Source organism: Jiangella aurantiaca (assembly GCF_004349105.1).
Taxonomy (GTDB): domain Bacteria; phylum Actinomycetota; class Actinomycetes; order Jiangellales; family Jiangellaceae; genus Jiangella; species Jiangella aurantiaca.
In genome coordinates, this window is sequence record NZ_SMLB01000004.1 from 156,805 (window position 1) to 174,059 (window position 17,255).

Here is a 17,255-nt window from a genome sequence, read left to right on the forward strand (position 1 = left end):
GTCGGGCGTGCTGCGAGAAGGACCGATGCGATCCGGACTCATACTCTGGGGGTATGGATTCGCTGGACGTTCGGGACCTGCGTTACTTCGTCGCGGTGGCGGAAGAGCTGAACTTCTCCAGGGCGGCCGGTCGCCTCGGCATCGCCCAGCCGCCGCTGTCGCGGGCCATCCGCCAGCTGGAGCGTCGCCTGGGTGCGCCGCTTTTCCATCGCGACACCCGGACGGTCGCGCTGACGGAGCTCGGAGCGAGCGTGCTGGACGACGCGCGTCACGCGCTCGACGTGCTCGCCGGCGTCTCCCGCCGCGCCCACCGCGCGGCCCAGGCCGTGCCGACGCTGGTGGTCACCGCCAAGCCGGGCATCGCGACCGGCATGGCGCGCCGCATCGTCGACGCGTACGCCGCACTGCCTGGCGCGATCCGGGTGACCACCGTCGTCAGCGGCTACCGGGAGCAGGCCGCCATGGTCCGGGACGGACGGGCCGACGTCGCGCTGCTCAGCTCGTTCTTCGACGCTCGCGGCCTGGACAGCGAGCCGCTCACCGTCGAACGACGCGTGGCCGCGCTGCCGGCCGGGCACCGACTGGCCGCCCAGGCGCAGCTGACCTGCGCCGACCTGCGGGGCGAGCCGATACCCCGGTGGCCGGGCGCCTCCGTCGCCGAACGCGCCTACTGGACCGGCCAGGATCAGGCCGGCGCGTTCCGTCGCGGCGACGAGCTTGCGCCGGCCGGTCCGGAGGTCCACGATCCGGCCCAGCTGATCGAGGTGGTCGCGCTCGGCCAGGCGGTCGCGCTGATCCCTCGGTCGCTCGCCGAACAGCACCCGCGCGCCGACGTCGCCTACCGTCCGGTCGCGGATGCGACCCCCTACACCATCGCCGCCGTCTGGCCGGAGAACTCCCGCTCGCCGCACATCGCCCGGCTCGTCCGCACGGCCACCGACCTCTACGGCAGCGGCTCCGACGCGGTGGTCGCCGCACACCACCTGGCCTCATGACGGTCGTCGTGGGGCGACGCCGTCACTCCCTGTCCGATCAGAGCGGCGAGAACGTCAGAACCGGCCGGCCGGTGCGCGGGTTGACGTGGATGTCGGCGTCGACGCCGAAGACGGAGCGGACGACGTCGGGCACCAGCACCTCGGAGGGCGCCCCGGCGGCGGCCACCCGGCCGCCCGCGAGCACCACCACCTGGTCGCAGTAGGCGGCGGCGAGGTTGAGGTCGTGCAGCGCGGCCAGCGTCGTCACGCCCAGCGACCGCACGAACGTCAGCAGCGCCAGCTGGTAGTGGATGTCCAGGTGGTTGGTCGGCTCGTCGAGCAGCAGCAGCTCCGGCTGCTGGGTGATCGCCCGCGCCAGGTGCACCCGCTGCCGCTCGCCACCGGAGAGCGTGTGCCAGTCGCGGCCGGCGAGGTCGCGCATGCCGACCGTCTCGAGGCCGGCCAGTGCCAGCGCCTCGTCGGCGGCGGAGGCGCGGTGCGGGGTGCGGCCGAGCAGCACGACGTCGAGGACCTGCAGCGGGACGTCCGTCGTCGACTCCTGTTCGACGACGGCGACGCGGCGGGCGCGGTCGCGGCGGCGCATGGCGCCGAGATCGTCCCCGCCCAGGAGCACCCGGCCGCCGTCGGGACGGTACGTGCCGGCCACCGTGCGCAGCAGGCTCGACTTGCCGGAGCCGTTCGGCCCGAGCAGCCCGGTCATCGTCCCCGGCGGTACGGACAGCCCGACACCGTCGACGATGAGCCGGCCGTCGGCGGACCACGAGACGTCGGCGACCTCCAGCGGCGGCGCGTCGGACGCCACCGACGGGCGGACGACGGGAGTGTCGAGAACGGTCATCGGCCTACCCTCCGGCGGCGCAACAGGACGGCGAACGCGGGCGCGCCGAGGAAGGCGGTCACGACGCCCACCGGCAGCTCGCGCGGATCGAACAGGGTACGGGCCAGCGTGTCGGCCCAGATCATGAAGCTCGCCCCGGCCAGCGCGGCCAGCGGCAGCACCCGCCGGTGCCCGGAGCCGACGACGAACCGGACGGCGTGCGGCAGCATCAGCCCGACGAACCCGATGGCGCCACTGACGGCGACGGCGGCGCCGGTGAGCAGCGCGACCAGCGTGAGCAGCGTCCACCGGGTCGCGTTGACGTTGATGCCCAGCGTCGACGCGGTGCTGTCGCCGAACGCGAACGCGTCGAGCGTCCGGGCCCGCGACACCAGCACCGCCCCGACCACGACGACGGCGGACGACGCGATGCCCGCGTCGGTCCACGACGCCGCGCCGAGCGAGCCGAGCAGCCAGCTGAGGATCTCGCGGTACGAGTCGCCGGTCGCGGACCAGAAGATGATGAAGGACGTCGCCGCGGAGCACAGGTACGACACCGCCAGCCCGGCCAGCACGGTCCGCGTCGGCGCCAGTTCGCCGCGCCGGTTGGCCAGTGCGAACGTCACGACCAGCGCGAGCAGTGCGCCGGCGAACGCCGCCACCGGCAGCCCCAGCCGGCCGATGCCCAGGATCAGCACCGCCACCGCACCGACCGACGCGCCCGACGACAGCCCGAGCAGGTAGGGGTCGGCCAGCGGGTTGCGCGTCAGCGTCTGCATGACGGCGCCGCAGAGGGCCAGCGCGGCGCCCACCGCGGCCGCCGTCAGCACCCGCGGCAGCCGCAGCTCCCACACGATGCCGTCGCGCAGCTGCGACAGCGACGACGAGGACAGCCCCAGGTGGTCGCCGATCGAGCGCCACACGTCCAGCGGGTGCAGGTCGGCCGAGCCGATCGTCACCGCCAGGGTCACCGACGCGGCCAGCACGACCGCCATGACGGCGATCCAGGCGGAGGTGCGCGCCCCGGACCGCCGCACCGCCGGCGCCGGAGCACCGGCCGGCGCGGGTGCGGTCGACGCCGCGGTCGCGGTCATAGGCCCAGCTCCTCCAGCTGGGCGGCGAGGTCGACGACGGCCGGGGCGTTGCGGACGCCGGCTTCGGCCGCGGGGAACGGGAGCCGCAGGTACCGCTGCTCGGCGACGGCGGGCAGCGCGGCGGTCGCCGGGTTGCCCTCCAGCCGTTCGATCTTGCTGTCGGCGGTGTTCCAGGCCGCGTCGACCAGGACGATCACGTCCGGGTTGCGGTCGATGACCTGCTCCCAGCTGACGTTGGACCAGGTGGCGTGGACGTCGGCGAAGATGTTCTCCAGGCCGAGCTCGCGCATCATCATCGCCGGCGCGCCGATGTCGCCGCCGACGAACGGTGCGTCCTCGCCGGAGGAGTACCAGAGCGCCGTCAGCCCGTCGCCGGGCGCCTCGACCTGGTCGAGCAGCGCCTGCTGCTCCGCGATCAGCGCGTCGGCGCGGTCGGTGACGCCGAAGAACGAGGCGAGCTCGCGGATCTCGGCGAATAGCTCGTCGAACGTCATCGGATCGGGCTGGTACTCCGGCTCCTGGCAGGCCGCCGGCGACACGTACGTCGCGATGCCGAAGTCGGCCAGCGACGGCCGCTCGCCGGCGGTGTCGGCGCCGAAGTTGCTCTCCCAGCCGCCGTAGACGAAGTCTGGCTCCACGTCGAGCAGCGCCTCCTGGCCGGGCACGTTGTCGGACAGCACGGGGACGTCGTCGAGGTCGCCGGCGTACTCGTCGGGCACCGGGCCGTCGGCGAACGCCGTGCCGACGAGGCGGTCGGCGAGGCTGAGGGCGAGCATCATCTCCGTCGACGTCGACTTGATCGTGACGACGCGTTCTGGCGGGCTGTCGATGGTCACCTCGAAGCCGCAGTTGTCGACGGTGACCGGCGTGAAGTCGCCGGAGCCGGCCGTCGACGCCGCCTCGGCCGCGTCGCCGTCGTCGCCGGACGAGCCGCAGCCGGTCAGTGCGACCGCGCCGGCCGCCGCGACGATCAGGGCAGCACGAAGGGATCGGGAAAGGGTCAGCGCCACTGGGTCTCCGCACGGGGGCAGGGTCGTTGGAGACGGTGCAAGGCGACCGCCGAACCAGCTGCCCACTGACCGGGCAGACGCTACAGAGCACAAGCGGTGCTCCGGGGCTCTGCCATCTTAAGCAGGCGAACCCGCGGAAATCATCCCTCCGAGCCGAATTTTATCCAAAATCCATGGCGAGCCCGTCGAGGAGGTCCGCAAGGAAGGCCGCCCGGTCCACGTCGGTCACGACGGTCGCCGGACCGGTCCTTCTGGCGATGATCCAGTCCGGCCGCAGCAGCAGCGCCGCGGCGAGCGCGTCATGCACCGGCGCGACCCGGCGCCCCCGCACCTGCTGCTGACGCTCGGCGTACCGCTCGACGAGCGCGGCGGCGAACTCGGCCCGCGGGGTCCCGGAGGCGCGCAACCGCCGCACGCCGTCCTCGTCGACGACGACGGTCGCGGTGACGTCGACCCCGACGCTGACCAGCCGGTTCCGTGGCGCGTGCAGGACCCGGCCGGCCGCCACGGGGTCGCGCCGGACGTTGGTGTCGCCCGGCTCGAGGACGCCGGTCAGCCCGCCCATGACCATCACCGACCGGAACAGCGTCAGCAGCGACGGCTCCAGTTCCAGCGCCAGCGCGACGTTGGTCAGCGGGCCGAGCGTCAGCAGGTCGTAGTGCCCGGGCCGCTCGCGGGCGAGTGCGGCCAGGTACTCGGCGGCCGATAGGTCGACGACGGTCCGCGGCGGGGTCTTCACTGCGACCAGGTCGCCCAGGCCGTCGGAGCCGTGCGTGCCAGACGCCGCCCGCACCGGCGCGCCGTCGAGCGGCCCCGCCGCGCCGACAGCGACGGGCACGTCCGCCGGCCACTCCGGTCGCGCGGCCAGTCCCAGCACATGCCCGACGTTCGCCACGACGGCGCCGACCGGCGCGTTGCCGTGCACCGTCGTGACGGCGGCCAGCTCGCACTCCGGGCGCCGTCCGGCCAGGTAGAGCAGGGCCAACGCATCATCGATGCCGCAGTCGGTGTCGACGACGACGTGCCGGGTCTCGCCCTGTGGCCGGGCCGCGATCGGCCGGTCGGCGCGCGAGTACGGTGAACTCGTGCCTGCACGCCGACCCGCGCTCGTCGAGCGGATGCGCCCGTTCACGTCGACCATCTTCGCCGAGATCACGGCGCTCGCGACCCGCACCGGCGCGATCAACCTCGGGCAGGGCTTCCCTGACACCGACGGCCCGGCCGCCATCCTCGACGCGGCCGGCGCGGCCATTCACGGTGGGCTGAACCAGTACCCGCCCGGCCCCGGGATGCCGGTGCTGCGCGAGGCGATCGCCCAGCACCAGCGGCGGTTCTACGGCCTCGACGTCGACCCCGACACCGAGGTGCTGGTCACCGCCGGCGCCACCGAGGCGATCGCGGCGACGATCCTGGCGCTGTGCGAGCCGGGCGACGAGGTGATCACGTTCGACCCGGTGTACGACTCCTACGCGGCCTCCATCGCGCTGGCCGGTGCCGTCAAGCGCACCGTCACGCTGCGCTGGCCGGACTTCGGGCTCGACGAGGCGGACCTGCGGGCGGCGTTCACGGCGCGCACCCGCGTCGTGCTGGTCAACACGCCTCACAACCCGACCGGCAAGGTGTTCGACCGGGCCGAGCTGGAGCTGATCGGCTCGCTGGCCCTCGACCACGACGCGGTCGTCGTCACCGACGAGGTCTACGAGCACCAGGTCTACGACGACGCCGTCCATGTCCCGGTCGCGACGCTGACGGGCCTGGCCGACCAGACCGTCACCGTCTCGTCGGCCGGCAAGACGTTCTCCGTCACCGGCTGGAAGGTCGGTTGGCTGCACGGGCCGGCCGAGCTGGTGGCCGCAGCGCGCGCCGTCAAGCAGTTCCTCACGTTCGTCAGCGCCGGGCCGCTGCAGCCCGCCGTCGCGACCGGCCTCGGCCTCGGCGACGACTTCTACGCCGGGCTCGCGAGCGGGCTCCAGGCCAAGCGCGACCTGCTGGTCGACGGCCTGCGTGCGGCCGGGTTCGCGGTGTCGGTGCCGCGCGGGACCTACTTCGTCGTAGCGGACGCCGCGCGGCTCGGGTTCGCCGACGGCGTGGAGCTCTGCCAGCGGCTGCCTGAGCTGGTCGGCGTCGCAGCCGTCCCGGTGTCGGTGTTCTACGACGACCCGAAGGCGGCGCCGTCGCTGGTCCGGTTCGCGTTCTGCAAGCGCGAGGAGGTGCTGCACGACGCCGTCGAGCGGCTGAGCCGGCTGTCATCGCTGGTCTGACGGCGTCGGCTCACGCCAGCACGAACTCCAGCGCCGACCGTACGCCGGCGGCTGGCGCGCCGTCGGCGACCTCGAGCAGCGCCGCCCGCCAGGCCGCGACCAGCGGCACCGCGGCGACGCGCACGTCGGCGGGCAGCAGCGCCGCCAGCGTGTCGCGCACCGGGTCGGCCGCGGGGTCCGGTGCGGTCTCGCCGAGCAGCCGGCACACGCCGAACCGCACCGTCGCGTCGAACGCCACCAGCAACGCCGCCCGGGCGGCCGCCCGGCCCGGCCCGCCCACCGCCTCGGCCGCTCCTTCCATGCGGTCGGTGATGCGCTTCTCGAGGTCGTCGCGGACGACGGTGTAGAGGCCGAGCTTCGAGCCGAAGTGGTGGTAGAGCGAGCCGGTGGTGACGCCGGCCTTCGACGCCAGCTCGGTGACGGCGGCCGCCTCGAAGCCCGCCTGCTCGAAGTGGTGCATGGCGGCCTCGATCAGCCGGGCCTTCGCCGACCCGGGAACGGGGATCGACTCCTGCATACGCGTCACCGTAACACGTTGACGGGTCGGCATAACGCCGTTACGGTCTGTCGCATGAAGCTCTCCTACATCTACGTGTCAGTGCCGGACCTGAAGGAGGCGCTCGCCTTCTACCGGGACGAACTCGGTCTCGACGAAGCGTGGCGCGAGGGTGAGTCGACCGTCGCCTTCCAGCTCCCGAACTCGCCGATCCAGCTGATGGTCGACGTGCCGCCGGACTCCGGGGAGAACTGGTCCACCGGCCCGTTCTACGAGGTGGACGACCTCGCGGCGTTCATGGCGCAGCACAGCGGCTTCGCCTGGGTCGGTGAGCCGATCGAGATCCCCGGTGGCCGGTCGGCCTCGTTCCGCGACCCCGGCGGCAACATCATGCACGTCTTCGACCAATCCGCGCCGGAGTGATCAGCGGCGGATCCGGCGGCGGACCCGGCCCCAGGGCTTGTAGACCGACAGGAGGAACGCGACCAACAGCAGGCTGGTCGACACGATCGGCGGGAAGACCAGGTCGCCGGGCGCCGGCAGCGCGTCAAGGCCGTCGCCGAGGAGCCGGCCCTGCTCGGCCAGGTCGCGGACGCCCGGCCGGAGTGACAGCAGCACCAGGGTGGACAGCAGCACGTTGAGGAACAGCTTCACCGCGACCCACCAGTACCGCACCAAGCCGTACTTGCTGCCCAGGCCCAGGAGCACGCCGCTGGCCAGGCAGACCAGCCCGGCCGTCGCCATCGGCCAGACCGCGAACAGCTCCAGCGCCTGGTAGGTGACCGCCCGCGTCTCGTCGGAGTCCGTGCCGAGCGCGGCGAAGACGAGCACGCCCATGACGATGTCCATGCCGAACCAGGTGCCGGCGGACAGGATGTGGGTGACCAGTACGGCCTTGCGGGTACGGCCGGACAGCCGCCACGGCGTCGTCGTCCGGGTCTCGGCGGTCGTCGTGATCGTCATGCCGTTCAGCTTCGCGAGCCGAGGCCGTCACCGTCGTCGGCCCTGCTGCGTATCCGCGGCTACGTCCGGCTGCGTAGCGCCTGGCACGTCATGACGTTTGCTGGAGCATCACCACGCCTGCAATCGTGTCGAGGGTGCAGGAATCCTGGTGATGTACACGGAAGCAGCAGGTCGCACCATTCGTAAAGGTTTCTGTGCCGGCAACCCGGCTGCCCGGCCGCGCGTCATGACGGTCATCACCATCGGGCACCAAGGGGGATCGTCATGAGACGCACCATCGCCGTTCTGATCGCACTGCTGGCCGCCGTGCTGGCCTACACGGTCGCGCCGACCGCATCGGCCGCACCGTATTGCGGCATCCGCTGGGGGTCGCTGCCCGAACGGGCGGCCGCCACCGACACCGCGCCGCTCGTCGACGTCCGGGCGGGCCGGCACACCTGCTTCGACCGTCTGGTCCTCGACTTCGCCGGCGACGCGGACGGGTACTCCGTCCGCTACGTCTCGGCGGTCCGGATGGACGGGTCGGGGCAACTGGTGCCGCTGCGTGGCGGCGCCTACCTGGAGGTGGTTGCGATCGCGCCGGCCTACGACGACGCCGGCAGGTCCACCTACCGTCCCGCCAACCCGCGCGAGCTGGTCAGCGTGTCCGGCTGGCGGACCTTCCGACAGGTCGCCTGGGCCGGGAGCTTCGAGGGTCAGACGACCATCGGGCTCGGCGTGCGGGCGAGGCTGCCGTTCCGGGCGTTCACGCTGGACGGTCCCGGCGACGGGTCCCGTCTGGTGATCGACGTCGCCCACCGGTGGTGACGGCCGGCCCGCGGTGCCCGGACAGGCGAGAGTCCGGGCACCGCGGGCACCGGTCGCGGGCCGTTCTAAGGGATCAGCCGCCCAGCGGGCTGGTGTGCAGCGCGTACCGCACCTGCGTGACCTCGACCGTCACCCGCACGGGTGCGACCGGGCCGGCGACGGTCAGGGTCAGCAGGTACGGCGTGGCGGTCCAGCGCTCGAAACCGCCGTGGGCCTGGTCGAACAGCCGCGTGGTGCGGCCGAGCGGTGTGAGGGTCGCCGTGGCCGCTGCCTCGCCGACCGTCTCGCCGCTCTCGTCCATCATCCGCATCGTGCCCTCCCAGCTGCCGTCGGCCACGTCGATCCCAGCGGCGGCGTGGATCGGCGCATCGGCGTAGGCGAACGTGACGCCGAGATCGTCCAGCGTGCCGTCGAGGAAGAAGTCCGTGGCGTTCTCGGTCTTCGGCTCGCCGAAGGCGACGAACTCCTCGCGGCCGACGTACGTCGCCGGGTCGGCGACGAACAGGTGGCCGAGCTCGTGGTAGCCGTCGGCGAACCGCAGCTCCCACGGCACGCCGTCGAGCGCCACCGTGACATCGGCGATCGCCAGAGCGGTCGTCGTGTGGTCCATGTGGACGCGGACGTTGCCGTCGTTGAACTTCTGCACGTCCTGCTGCGGGTCACCGGCCGGCGTGTAGCTGCCGGCGACGGTGACCGTGCCGGCGGGCGCGCCGGCGTCGTCGAACAGCTCGATCGTCGCCCGGAACGTCGAGTCGGTCCAATCGCTCGTGGCGCTGCCCTCCGCGAGGTGCTCGCCCTCCGGGCCGCCCCAGAGCCGGGCCCGTGACTCGGTGCCGGCGATGGCCGACCGGGCCAGCGAGATGTCCAGGCCGCGGTCGCCGTCGGCCGCCTCGAGGTAGGCGAACGTGACCTCGTCGTCGACCCGCGTCGGCTCGCCCGCCGCGGCCGGGCCCGCCGTCAGCACCGCAGACGTGACGGCCGCCACGGCACCCAGCGCACCGAGTGCCCCCCGGATCCTGCTCATGTGGTTCTCCTGTCTGTATACGGGGCACGTGTGTGCCGCCGAACCCCAGACGCCGCGCCGGGGCGTGGGGTTGCATTCTGGAGCGACGGAGTCGGTGGATCCGTGGTCGCGGTCGGCCATGCGCCGTATCCGCGCCATTGACTTCCGGCCTCTCGGTCCGGTTGCATGCCAATGAGCGATCTCGCGACCACAGCGGCACGTCGGTCGCGGATCGTCGCCAAGGGGGGCGGTCGATGGAGGGGCTGAACCCCGACTCACCAGGGGGGACTCCATGACTTCCGACTCGACCCTACCCAAGCTCGCCGACGCGTCGGCACTGCGCGACTCGTGCGGAGCCGTCCATCTGCCCGACGACCCCGGCTACGACGTGGCCCGCATGCCATGGAACGTCGCCTTCGACCAGCGGCCCGCGGCTGTGGCGTACCCGGCCGACGCGTCCGAGGTGGCGTCCGTCATCCGGTCCGCGGCCGCCGCCGGCCTGCGCGTCGCGCCCCAGGGCACCGGCCACAACGCCGGTGCGCTCGCCGATGACCTCGACGACGTCGTCCTGCTGCGCACGGCTGCAATGACCGGCGTGACGGTCGACGCCGACGCCCGGACCGTCCGGGTAGGTGCGGGCGCGTTGTGGCTCGATGCCGTCGATGCCACAGCCCCGTACGGTTTGGCGACGCTGCACGGTTCCTCGCCCGATGTCGGCATCGTCGGGTACTCCCTCGGTGGTGGGCTCGGCTGGTACGCACGCGCACTGGGTCTGCAGGCCAACAGCATCACGGCGGTCGAGCTGGTGACGGCGGACGGGTCACAGGTACGCGCCGACGCCGACCACGAGACCGAGCTGTTCTGGGCGCTTCGCGGCGGCGGCGGGAACTTCGGCGTCGTCACCGCGCTGGAGTTCCGGCTCTATCCCATCCCCACCGCGTACGCGGGCATGCTCGTGTTCGACTGGACGCATGCCGCGCGTGTGCTGCCCCGGTGGGCGGAGTGGGCCGTCGCGGCGCCCGACGCCGTCACGACGTCGTTCCGCATTCTGCAGTTGCCGCCGTTCCCCGAGATCCCGGAGCCGGTGAGGGGCAGGCAGCTCGTCGTGATCAACGGGGCCGTGCTCGCGGACGAAGCGCGCGCGGTCGCGATCCTCGAGCCGCTGCGCGATCTCGGACCGGAACTCGACACGTTCGCGACCGTGCCGTCCGCGTCACTGGTGCGACTGCACATGGACCCGGAAGGGCCCACCCCGGCGGTGTCGGACAGCTCGCTGCTGGCCGACCTGCCCGCCGCGGGCGTCGACGCCTTCCTCGCCGCCGCGGGGCCGGACTCCGGCTCGTCGCTGCTCATGGCCGAGCTCCGGCAACTGGGCGGCGCCCTGTCTCGACCACAGCCGGACGCGGGTGCCCTGCCGATGCTCGTCGGCCAGTTCCTCCAGTTCGGGGTGACCATCGCGGCGACACCCGAGCAGGAGGCGCAGGGCACGCTGGAGGCGCGCAATCTGGCGACCGCGATGTCGCCGTATGCGACCAGAACGAAGTACCTCAACTTCACCGAGACCCCGACCGACACTCGCACGGGATATGACGAGGCGGCATGGCCGCGACTGCGAGCGGTCCGGTCGGCCGTCGATCCGGAGGGCTTGTTCGTGGCCAACCACCCGATTCCGCCGGCGTAGCGATCGCGGGAGCGAACGAGTCGGTGGATCCGCGGTCGCGGTCGGCCATACGATGGAAGGCACCGCCACCGCCGACTCAGGAATGTGTGATGGACCCCATGCAGTCCGCCCTGTCCGACTCGTTCGCGCCTCTCGCCCTGACCTTCGACGACGTCCTGCTGCTGCCGAGTGAGTCCGACGTCATCCCGAGCGAGGTCGACACCACCTCGCGGGTCTCGCGGAACGTCTCCGTCAGCATCCCGTTGCTGTCAAGCGCCATGGACACCGTCACCGAGTCGCGCATGGCCATCGCCATGGCCCGGCAGGGCGGCCTGGGCGTGCTGCACCGCAGCCTGTCCATCGAGGATCAGGCGCACCAGGTCGACCTCGTCAAGCGGTCCGAGTCGGGCATGGTCACCGACCCCGTCACCATCGGCCCCGAGGCGACGCTGGCCGAGATGGACCGCATGTGCGGGCAGTACCGCATCTCCGGGCTGCCGGTCACCGACGACGACGGCGTCCTGCTCGGCATCATCACCAACCGCGACATCCGGTTCATCCCGTCGGCGGAGTTCGAGGAGCGCCGGGTCAGCGAGGTCATGACGCGGATGCCGCTGGTCACCGGCCCGGTGGGCATCAAGTCCGACGACGCGTTCGCGCTGCTGGCCAAGCACAAGATCGAGAAGCTGCCGCTGGTCGACGACGCCGGCCGGCTCAAGGGGCTCATCACCGTCAAGGACTTCGTGAAGTCCGAGGAGTTCCCCAACGCCACCAAGGACGCCGAGGGCCGGCTGGTCGCGGCCGCCGCCGTCGGCTTCTTCGGCGACGCGTGGGAGCGGGCCATGACGCTGGTCGAGGCCGGCGTCGACGTGCTCGTCGTCGACACCGCGCACGGGCACACCAGCCTGCTTCTCGACGTCGTCCGCCGGCTCAAGGCCGACCCCGCCGCCCGCGGCGTCGACGTCATCGGCGGCAACGTCGCCACGCGGGCGGGTGCGCAGGCGCTGGTCGACGCCGGCGCCGACGGCATCAAGGTCGGCATCGGGCCCGGCTCCATCTGCACCACGCGGGTCGTCGCCGGCGTCGGCGTCCCGCAGGTCACCGCCATCCACGAGGCGTCGCTGGCGGCCAAGCCGGCCGGCATCCCGGTCATCGGCGACGGCGGCCTGCAGTATTCCGGCGACATCGCGAAGGCGCTGGTGGCCGGCGCCGACACGGTCATGCTCGGCTCGCTGCTGGCCGGCGTCGCCGAGAGCCCGGGCGAGCTGATCTTCATCAACGGCAAGCAGTTCAAGTCCTACCGCGGCATGGGCTCGCTCGGCGCGCTGCGCAAGCGTGGCGCCGAGACCACCGGCTCGCGCGACCGGTACTTCCAGGCCGACGTCGCCAGCGACGACCAGCTCATCCCCGAGGGCGTCGAGGGTCAGGTTCCGTTCCGCGGGCCGCTGGGCAGCGTCACCCACCAGCTGGTCGGCGGGCTGCGGCAGTCGATGTTCTACACCGGCGCGCGCACCATCACGGAGCTGCAGGAGCGCGGCCGGTTCGTCCGCATCACGTCGGCCGGGCTCAAGGAGTCGCACCCGCACGACATCCAGATGACGGTCGAGGCGCCGAACTACTCGTCGCGGCGGTAGGTCGCCGGCACGGCGGGCCTACCGGCTCCGATATCCTCTGCGGGTGGCGGAGATCGAGATCGGCCGCGGCAAGCGCGGCCGCCAAGCATATGCCTTCGACGACGTGGCGATCGTGCCCTCGCGGCGCACTCGCGACCCCGAAGAGGTGTCCACCCACTGGCAGATCGACGCCTACCGGTTCGAGATCCCGCTGCTCGCCGCGCCGATGGACTCCGTCATGTCGCCGGCCACGGCCATCGCGCTCGGGCGGGCCGGCGGGCTGGGCGTGCTCGACCTCGAGGGCCTGTGGACGCGGTACGACGACCCCGAGCCGCTGCTCGAGGAGATCGCCGGGCTCGAGGAGGGCAAGGCGCTCAACCGGCTGCAGGAGATCTACGCCGCCCCGGTGCGTGAGGACCTCGTCGCCGACCGCCTGCGCGAGATCCGCGACGCCGGCGTGACGGTGGCCGGCGCGCTGTCGCCGCCCCGGGTGAAGCGCCATCACCGGGCCGTCATCGACGCAGGAGTCGACATCATGGTCATCCGCGGCACGACGGTGTCCGCCGAGCACGTCTCCGGCCGGGCCGAGCCGCTGAACCTCAAGCAGTTCATCTACGAGCTCGACGTCCCGGTCATCGTCGGCGGCTGCGCCACGTACCAGGCGGCGCTGCACCTCATGCGCACCGGCGCGGCCGGCGTGCTGGTGGGCTTCGGCGGCGGTTCGTCGCACACCACCCGCTCGGTCCTGGGCGTCACCGTGCCCATGGCGACGGCGGTGGCCGACGTCGCGGCCGCCCGGCGCGACTACCTCGACGAGTCCGGCGGCCGGTACGTGCACGTCATCGCCGACGGCTCCATCGGCCGGTCCGGCGACATCGCCAAGGCCATCGCCTGCGGCGCCGACGCCGTCATGGTCGGCTCGCCGCTGGCCCGGGCCACCGAGGCGCCCGGCCGCGGCTGGCACTGGGGCTCCGAGGCGCACCACGCCGACCTCCCGCGCGGCGAGCGGGTGCACGTCGGCACCATCGGGCCGCTGGCCGAGATCCTGGGCGGCCCGTCGTACCTCGCCGACGGCTCCATGAACATCGTCGGCGCCCTGCGGCGCGCCATGGCGACCACCGGCTACACCGAGGTCAAGGAGTTCCAGCGGGTCGAGGTCACCGTCCTGCGTTGATGGACTCCGCGCTGGTGTAGTGGTTGCCACTACAGTTGGGTTGGGAGGTGGCGCCATGACGGTGACAGCAGATCGCGAGGTCAGCTGGGACGAGTTGCTGCACGCCTGGCTGTCGATCGATACTCCCGAAGGCTGGCGAGCGGAGATCGTCGACGGTGAGATGGTTGTGGCACCACGACCAGGTGTACCGCACAACGTCATCCTGGACGTGGTGAACAAGGCCTTGATCCGCCGTTGCCCCGACACATTCGGTGTCTTCCAGACGCTGGGTGTCACGGTGCCGACGGCGCGAGGAGCGTACGTCCCGGACCTCTGCGTCATCCTCCTCGACAGGCTGCCACGCGATGCCGAGTACGTTCCGGCTGAGCTCCTGTTGCTGGCCGTCGAAGTCACGTCGATGCGCAACGCCGACCACGATCGCAAGGCCAAGAAGTGGGGCTATGCCCATGCAGGTGTGCCGCTCTACCTGCTGATCGATCGGTTCGACGACGACGGCCCGACGGTGTCGCTGTTCTCCTCCCCGGTCGATGGTGCGTACAGCGAGACGAGTACGGTCCGATTCGGCAAGGCGATCACGCTGCCGGAGCCGTTCGGGCTCGAGATCTCTACCAGCGCGTTCTGATCACCGCGGTGTCTGGGGCGACGCCGTAGGCTGGCCTCGATGAGCAGCACAGTCAGCGTCGACGCCGTCGTCGACCGCGCCCTCCTGGACCGCCTGACCGACCGCGTCGTCGCCCGGCCGCGGGCCGAGCGGGTCGCCACCGTCGCGCCGTTCAGCGGCACCCCGCTGGCCGAGGTGCCGCTGTCCACCACCGACGACGTCGCGGCGGCGTTCGCCGCGTCCCGCGACGCCGCGCACTGGTGGGCGGCCCGGCCGATCGCCGAGCGGGCCCGCATCATCGGCCACATCCACGACCTCGTGCTCGACCGCCGCGCCGAGATCGCCGATCTCGTCCAGGCCGAGGCCGGCAAAGCCCGGCGCGACGCGTTCGAGGAGGTCGCCGACGTCGCGCTCGCCGCCCGGTACGTGTCCGTCCGCGGCCCGCGGGTGCTGCGCGAACGCCGCCGGCTCGGCCTGGCGCCCGGGCTGACCCGCGCCATCGAGGGCCACCGCCCCAAGGGCGTCGTCGGGGTCATCTCGCCGTGGAACTACCCGCTGACGTTGGCCATCTCCGACTGCCTGCCCGCGTTCGTCGCCGGCAACGCCGTCGTGCACAAGCCCGACTCGCAGGCCATGCTGACGGCGCTGCTGGCGCGGTCGATCGCGATCGAGGCGGGGCTGCCGGAGGCGCTGTGGCAGATCGTCTCCGGTGACGGGCCGGTCATCGGCGGCGCGATCGTCGAGCACGCCGACTACGTGTCGTTCACCGGCTCCACCGCGACCGGCCGCGTCATCGCGGCGCGGCTGGGCGAGCGGCTGGTCGGCGCGTCGCTGGAGCTGGGCGGCAAGAACCCGATGCTGGTCCTCGACGACGCCGACCTCGACCGCGCCGCCGAGGCCGCCGTCCGGGCCTGCTTCTCCAACGCCGGCCAGCTCTGCATGTCGATGGAGCGGCTGTACGTCGCGGCGTCGGTGCGCGAGCCGTTCCTCGAACGGTTCCTCGGGCGGGTCGAGTCGATGCGGGTCGGCGCGGCGTTCGACTACTCCTGCGACATGGGCTCGCTGATGTCGCAGGCACAGCTCGACAAGGTCCGCGCCCACATCGACGACGCCGTCGCGAAGGGTGCCCGGGTGCTCACCGGCGGGCAGGCCCGGCCCGACCTCGGTCCCTGGTTCCACGAGCCGACGGTGCTCGACAGCGTCCGGCCGGGCATGCTCGCGGCCGACCTAGAGACGTTCGGCCCGGTCGTGTCCGTCTACCCCGTCGGCTCCGACGACGAGGCGGTCGAGCTGGCCAACGACACCCCGTTCGGGCTCAACGCCAGCGTCTGGACGTCGAACCTGCGCCGTGGCGTCGACGTCGCCCGCCGGCTGCGCTCCGGCATCGTCAACGTCAACGAGGGCTACACCGCGGCCTGGGGCAGCCACGACCTCCCGATCGGCGGCATGGGCGCCTCCGGCCTCGGCCGCCGGCACGGGCGCGAGGGCATCCTGCGCTACACCGAGCCGCAGGCCATCGCCGTCCAGCGGGCGCACAACCTCGCCCCGCTGAACGGCATGTCCTACGACACGTTCACGGACCTGTTCACGAAGTCGCTGCGCGTCCTGCGCCGCACAGGCCGCGCCTGACCATGATCATGTTCGCTGGCGGCGTGTCAGCGACCGCGAGGGAACATGATCATGGGGACCGGGGTCGTGTTGTCCACAGATCGCCGCGTGCCCCTCGCGGCCGGGTGCTCGCCGGCGGACGATCGTGCTCATGGACGTGCCGCCGCAGTACGACACCCCGGGCCTGCGTGAGCTGCTCGATCGGCAGCTGGGTCTAGTCTGTGCCGCGCAGCTCCGCAGCCTGGGCCTCGATTACCGCGTCGCTCGGCGCTGGGTCGCGGCCGGCCGCTGGCAGCGGCCGTACCCGGGCGTCTACGCCACCTTCAGCGGACCGCTGGACCGGGCCGCACACATCTGGGCCGCCATCCTCTGGGTGACGCCGGAGGCGGTGGCGAGCCACGCGACCGCGGCGGAGCTCGACGGACTGACCGGCCGCATCGACGATCGCATCCATGTCACCGCACCAGTCAGCAGGCGGGTGCGTGCACATGCCGACGGCGTCGTCGTGCACTACGCGCACCGGCTCCCGCTCACCCGGCATCCGACAGCGAATCCGCCGCGTACGCGGCTCGAGGACACCGTCCTCGACCTGGTCGACGTCGCGGTTCGCGCCCGCGACGTCGAGTCCGTGGTGACGATGGCGGTCCAGAAGCGGCTGACCACGTCGCCGCGGCTCGCGGCTGCCTTGATGCGGCGAAAGAAGATCCGCTGGCGGGCGATGGCCGAGTCGATGCTGCTCGACGTCGCCGAGGGCGCCCAGTCGCCCCTTGAACTGCAGCACCTGCGCGCCGTCGAGCGGGCGCATCACCTGCCGCGAGGGTGCCGTCAACGCCGTCATGCCGGCGACCGCGTCATCTGGATCGACGTGGACTACGGGCCGTATCACACCAGGGTGGAGCTGGACGGCCGGCTGGGTCACGACGGCGAGGGCCGGTTCCGGGACCGCCGGCGCGACAACGCCGCCACGGTGAGCGGGGCGTGGACCCTGCGCTACGGGCACAGCGAGATCTTCGGCGAGCCGTGCCGGGTTGCTCAGGAGCAGGCACGCGTCCTGCACGACCGCGGCTGGGCCGGCCAGCCCCGGCGCTGCGGATCCGACTGCCCGATCCCGTGATCATGTTCCCTCGCGGTCGCTGACACGCCGGGAGGGAAC

17 protein-coding genes are annotated in these 17,255 nt (G+C 72.4%); 10 read left to right on the forward strand and 7 right to left on the reverse strand.

Annotated elements, in window-relative coordinates; translation table 11 throughout:
* The first annotated feature begins 53 nt into the window (after positions 1 to 53).
* A complete protein-coding gene (locus E1262_RS04555) occupies positions 54 to 995 on the forward strand; it encodes a LysR family transcriptional regulator (protein WP_162605769.1) in 942 nt (313 codons plus the stop codon).
* A gap of 37 nt (positions 996 to 1,032) precedes the next feature.
* Here the strand turns inward: E1262_RS04555 and E1262_RS04560 are convergent, their stop codons facing one another.
* From E1262_RS04560 to E1262_RS31245, 4 genes are all read right to left on the reverse strand, one after another.
* On the reverse strand, positions 1,033 to 1,833 hold the full coding sequence (locus tag E1262_RS04560) for an ABC transporter ATP-binding protein (RefSeq protein WP_132101831.1): 801 nt from the start codon (positions 1,831 to 1,833) through the stop codon (positions 1,033 to 1,035).
* Positions 1,830 to 2,906 (reverse strand): putative F420-0 ABC transporter permease subunit, encoded by a 1,077-nt coding sequence (locus E1262_RS04565; protein ID WP_132101832.1) that lies wholly within the window; start codon positions 2,904 to 2,906, stop codon positions 1,830 to 1,832. Before E1262_RS04565 ends, E1262_RS04560 begins: the two co-directional genes overlap by 4 nt.
* Entirely contained in the window at positions 2,903 to 3,916 is a 1,014-nt protein-coding gene (locus E1262_RS04570) for a putative F420-0 ABC transporter substrate-binding protein (protein WP_203453532.1), read from the reverse strand. Before E1262_RS04570 ends, E1262_RS04565 begins: the two co-directional genes overlap by 4 nt.
* A 160-nt stretch (positions 3,917 to 4,076) precedes the next feature.
* Positions 4,077 to 5,048 carry a nucleoside hydrolase gene (locus tag E1262_RS31245; protein ID WP_162605770.1) on the reverse strand — a complete coding sequence of 324 codons (972 nt, stop codon included), beginning with the start codon at positions 5,046 to 5,048 and terminating at the stop codon, positions 4,077 to 4,079.
* On the opposite strand from E1262_RS31245, the gene E1262_RS04580 reads away from it, so the two are divergent.
* On the forward strand, positions 5,035 to 6,177 hold the full coding sequence (locus E1262_RS04580; protein ID WP_420810505.1) for a pyridoxal phosphate-dependent aminotransferase: 1,143 nt from the start codon (positions 5,035 to 5,037) through the stop codon (positions 6,175 to 6,177). The two genes, E1262_RS31245 and E1262_RS04580, sit on opposite strands and share 14 nt — an antisense overlap.
* Positions 6,178 to 6,187: 10 nt before the next feature.
* On the opposite strand, the gene E1262_RS04585 is transcribed toward E1262_RS04580, so the two are convergent.
* Complete coding sequence (locus E1262_RS04585; RefSeq protein WP_132101835.1) at positions 6,188 to 6,694, reverse strand: TetR/AcrR family transcriptional regulator; 507 nt, start codon at positions 6,692 to 6,694, stop codon at positions 6,188 to 6,190.
* 54 nt (positions 6,695 to 6,748) lie between these two features.
* Between E1262_RS04585 and E1262_RS04590 the strand changes: the two genes are divergently transcribed.
* Positions 6,749 to 7,096: a VOC family protein gene (locus tag E1262_RS04590; protein ID WP_132101836.1), complete on the forward strand. Its 348-nt coding sequence runs from the start codon at positions 6,749 to 6,751 to the stop codon at positions 7,094 to 7,096.
* Here the strand turns inward: E1262_RS04590 and E1262_RS04595 are convergent, their stop codons facing one another.
* On the reverse strand, positions 7,097 to 7,636 hold the full coding sequence (locus tag E1262_RS04595; RefSeq protein WP_132101837.1) for a DUF2269 family protein: 540 nt from the start codon (positions 7,634 to 7,636) through the stop codon (positions 7,097 to 7,099).
* Between the two features lie 264 nt (positions 7,637 to 7,900).
* Here E1262_RS04595 and E1262_RS04600 point away from each other — a divergent pair, with 264 nt between their 5' ends.
* Positions 7,901 to 8,443, forward strand: coding sequence for an AMIN-like domain-containing (lipo)protein (locus E1262_RS04600; RefSeq protein ID WP_132101838.1), 543 nt, complete (start codon positions 7,901 to 7,903; stop codon positions 8,441 to 8,443).
* A gap of 73 nt (positions 8,444 to 8,516) precedes the next feature.
* On the opposite strand, the gene E1262_RS04605 is transcribed toward E1262_RS04600, so the two are convergent.
* Positions 8,517 to 9,467 carry a hypothetical protein gene (locus tag E1262_RS04605; protein ID WP_132101839.1) on the reverse strand — a complete coding sequence of 317 codons (951 nt, stop codon included), beginning with the start codon at positions 9,465 to 9,467 and terminating at the stop codon, positions 8,517 to 8,519.
* 271 nt (positions 9,468 to 9,738) lie between these two features.
* On the opposite strand from E1262_RS04605, the gene E1262_RS04610 reads away from it, so the two are divergent.
* From E1262_RS04610 to E1262_RS04635, 6 genes are all read left to right on the forward strand, one after another.
* The gene (locus E1262_RS04610; protein WP_132101840.1) at positions 9,739 to 11,127 is read left to right on the forward strand and encodes an FAD-binding oxidoreductase; all 1,389 of its coding nucleotides are present in this window, start codon (positions 9,739 to 9,741) and stop codon (positions 11,125 to 11,127) included.
* Between the two features lie 98 nt (positions 11,128 to 11,225).
* The gene (gene guaB / locus E1262_RS04615) at positions 11,226 to 12,740 is read left to right on the forward strand and encodes an IMP dehydrogenase (protein ID WP_203453533.1); all 1,515 of its coding nucleotides are present in this window, start codon (positions 11,226 to 11,228) and stop codon (positions 12,738 to 12,740) included.
* Between the two features lie 43 nt (positions 12,741 to 12,783).
* On the forward strand, positions 12,784 to 13,893 hold the full coding sequence (locus E1262_RS04620; RefSeq protein ID WP_132101842.1) for a GuaB3 family IMP dehydrogenase-related protein: 1,110 nt from the start codon (positions 12,784 to 12,786) through the stop codon (positions 13,891 to 13,893).
* 55 nt (positions 13,894 to 13,948) lie between these two features.
* Entirely contained in the window at positions 13,949 to 14,515 is a 567-nt protein-coding gene (locus tag E1262_RS04625) for a Uma2 family endonuclease (RefSeq protein WP_132101843.1), read from the forward strand.
* Positions 14,516 to 14,554: 39 nt separating this feature from the next.
* Positions 14,555 to 16,123 (forward strand): succinic semialdehyde dehydrogenase, encoded by a 1,569-nt coding sequence (locus E1262_RS04630; protein WP_132101844.1) that lies wholly within the window; start codon positions 14,555 to 14,557, stop codon positions 16,121 to 16,123.
* Between the two features lie 130 nt (positions 16,124 to 16,253).
* The gene (locus E1262_RS04635) at positions 16,254 to 17,216 is read left to right on the forward strand and encodes a type IV toxin-antitoxin system AbiEi family antitoxin domain-containing protein (RefSeq protein ID WP_203453534.1); all 963 of its coding nucleotides are present in this window, start codon (positions 16,254 to 16,256) and stop codon (positions 17,214 to 17,216) included.
* Positions 17,217 to 17,255 lie beyond the last annotated feature (39 nt).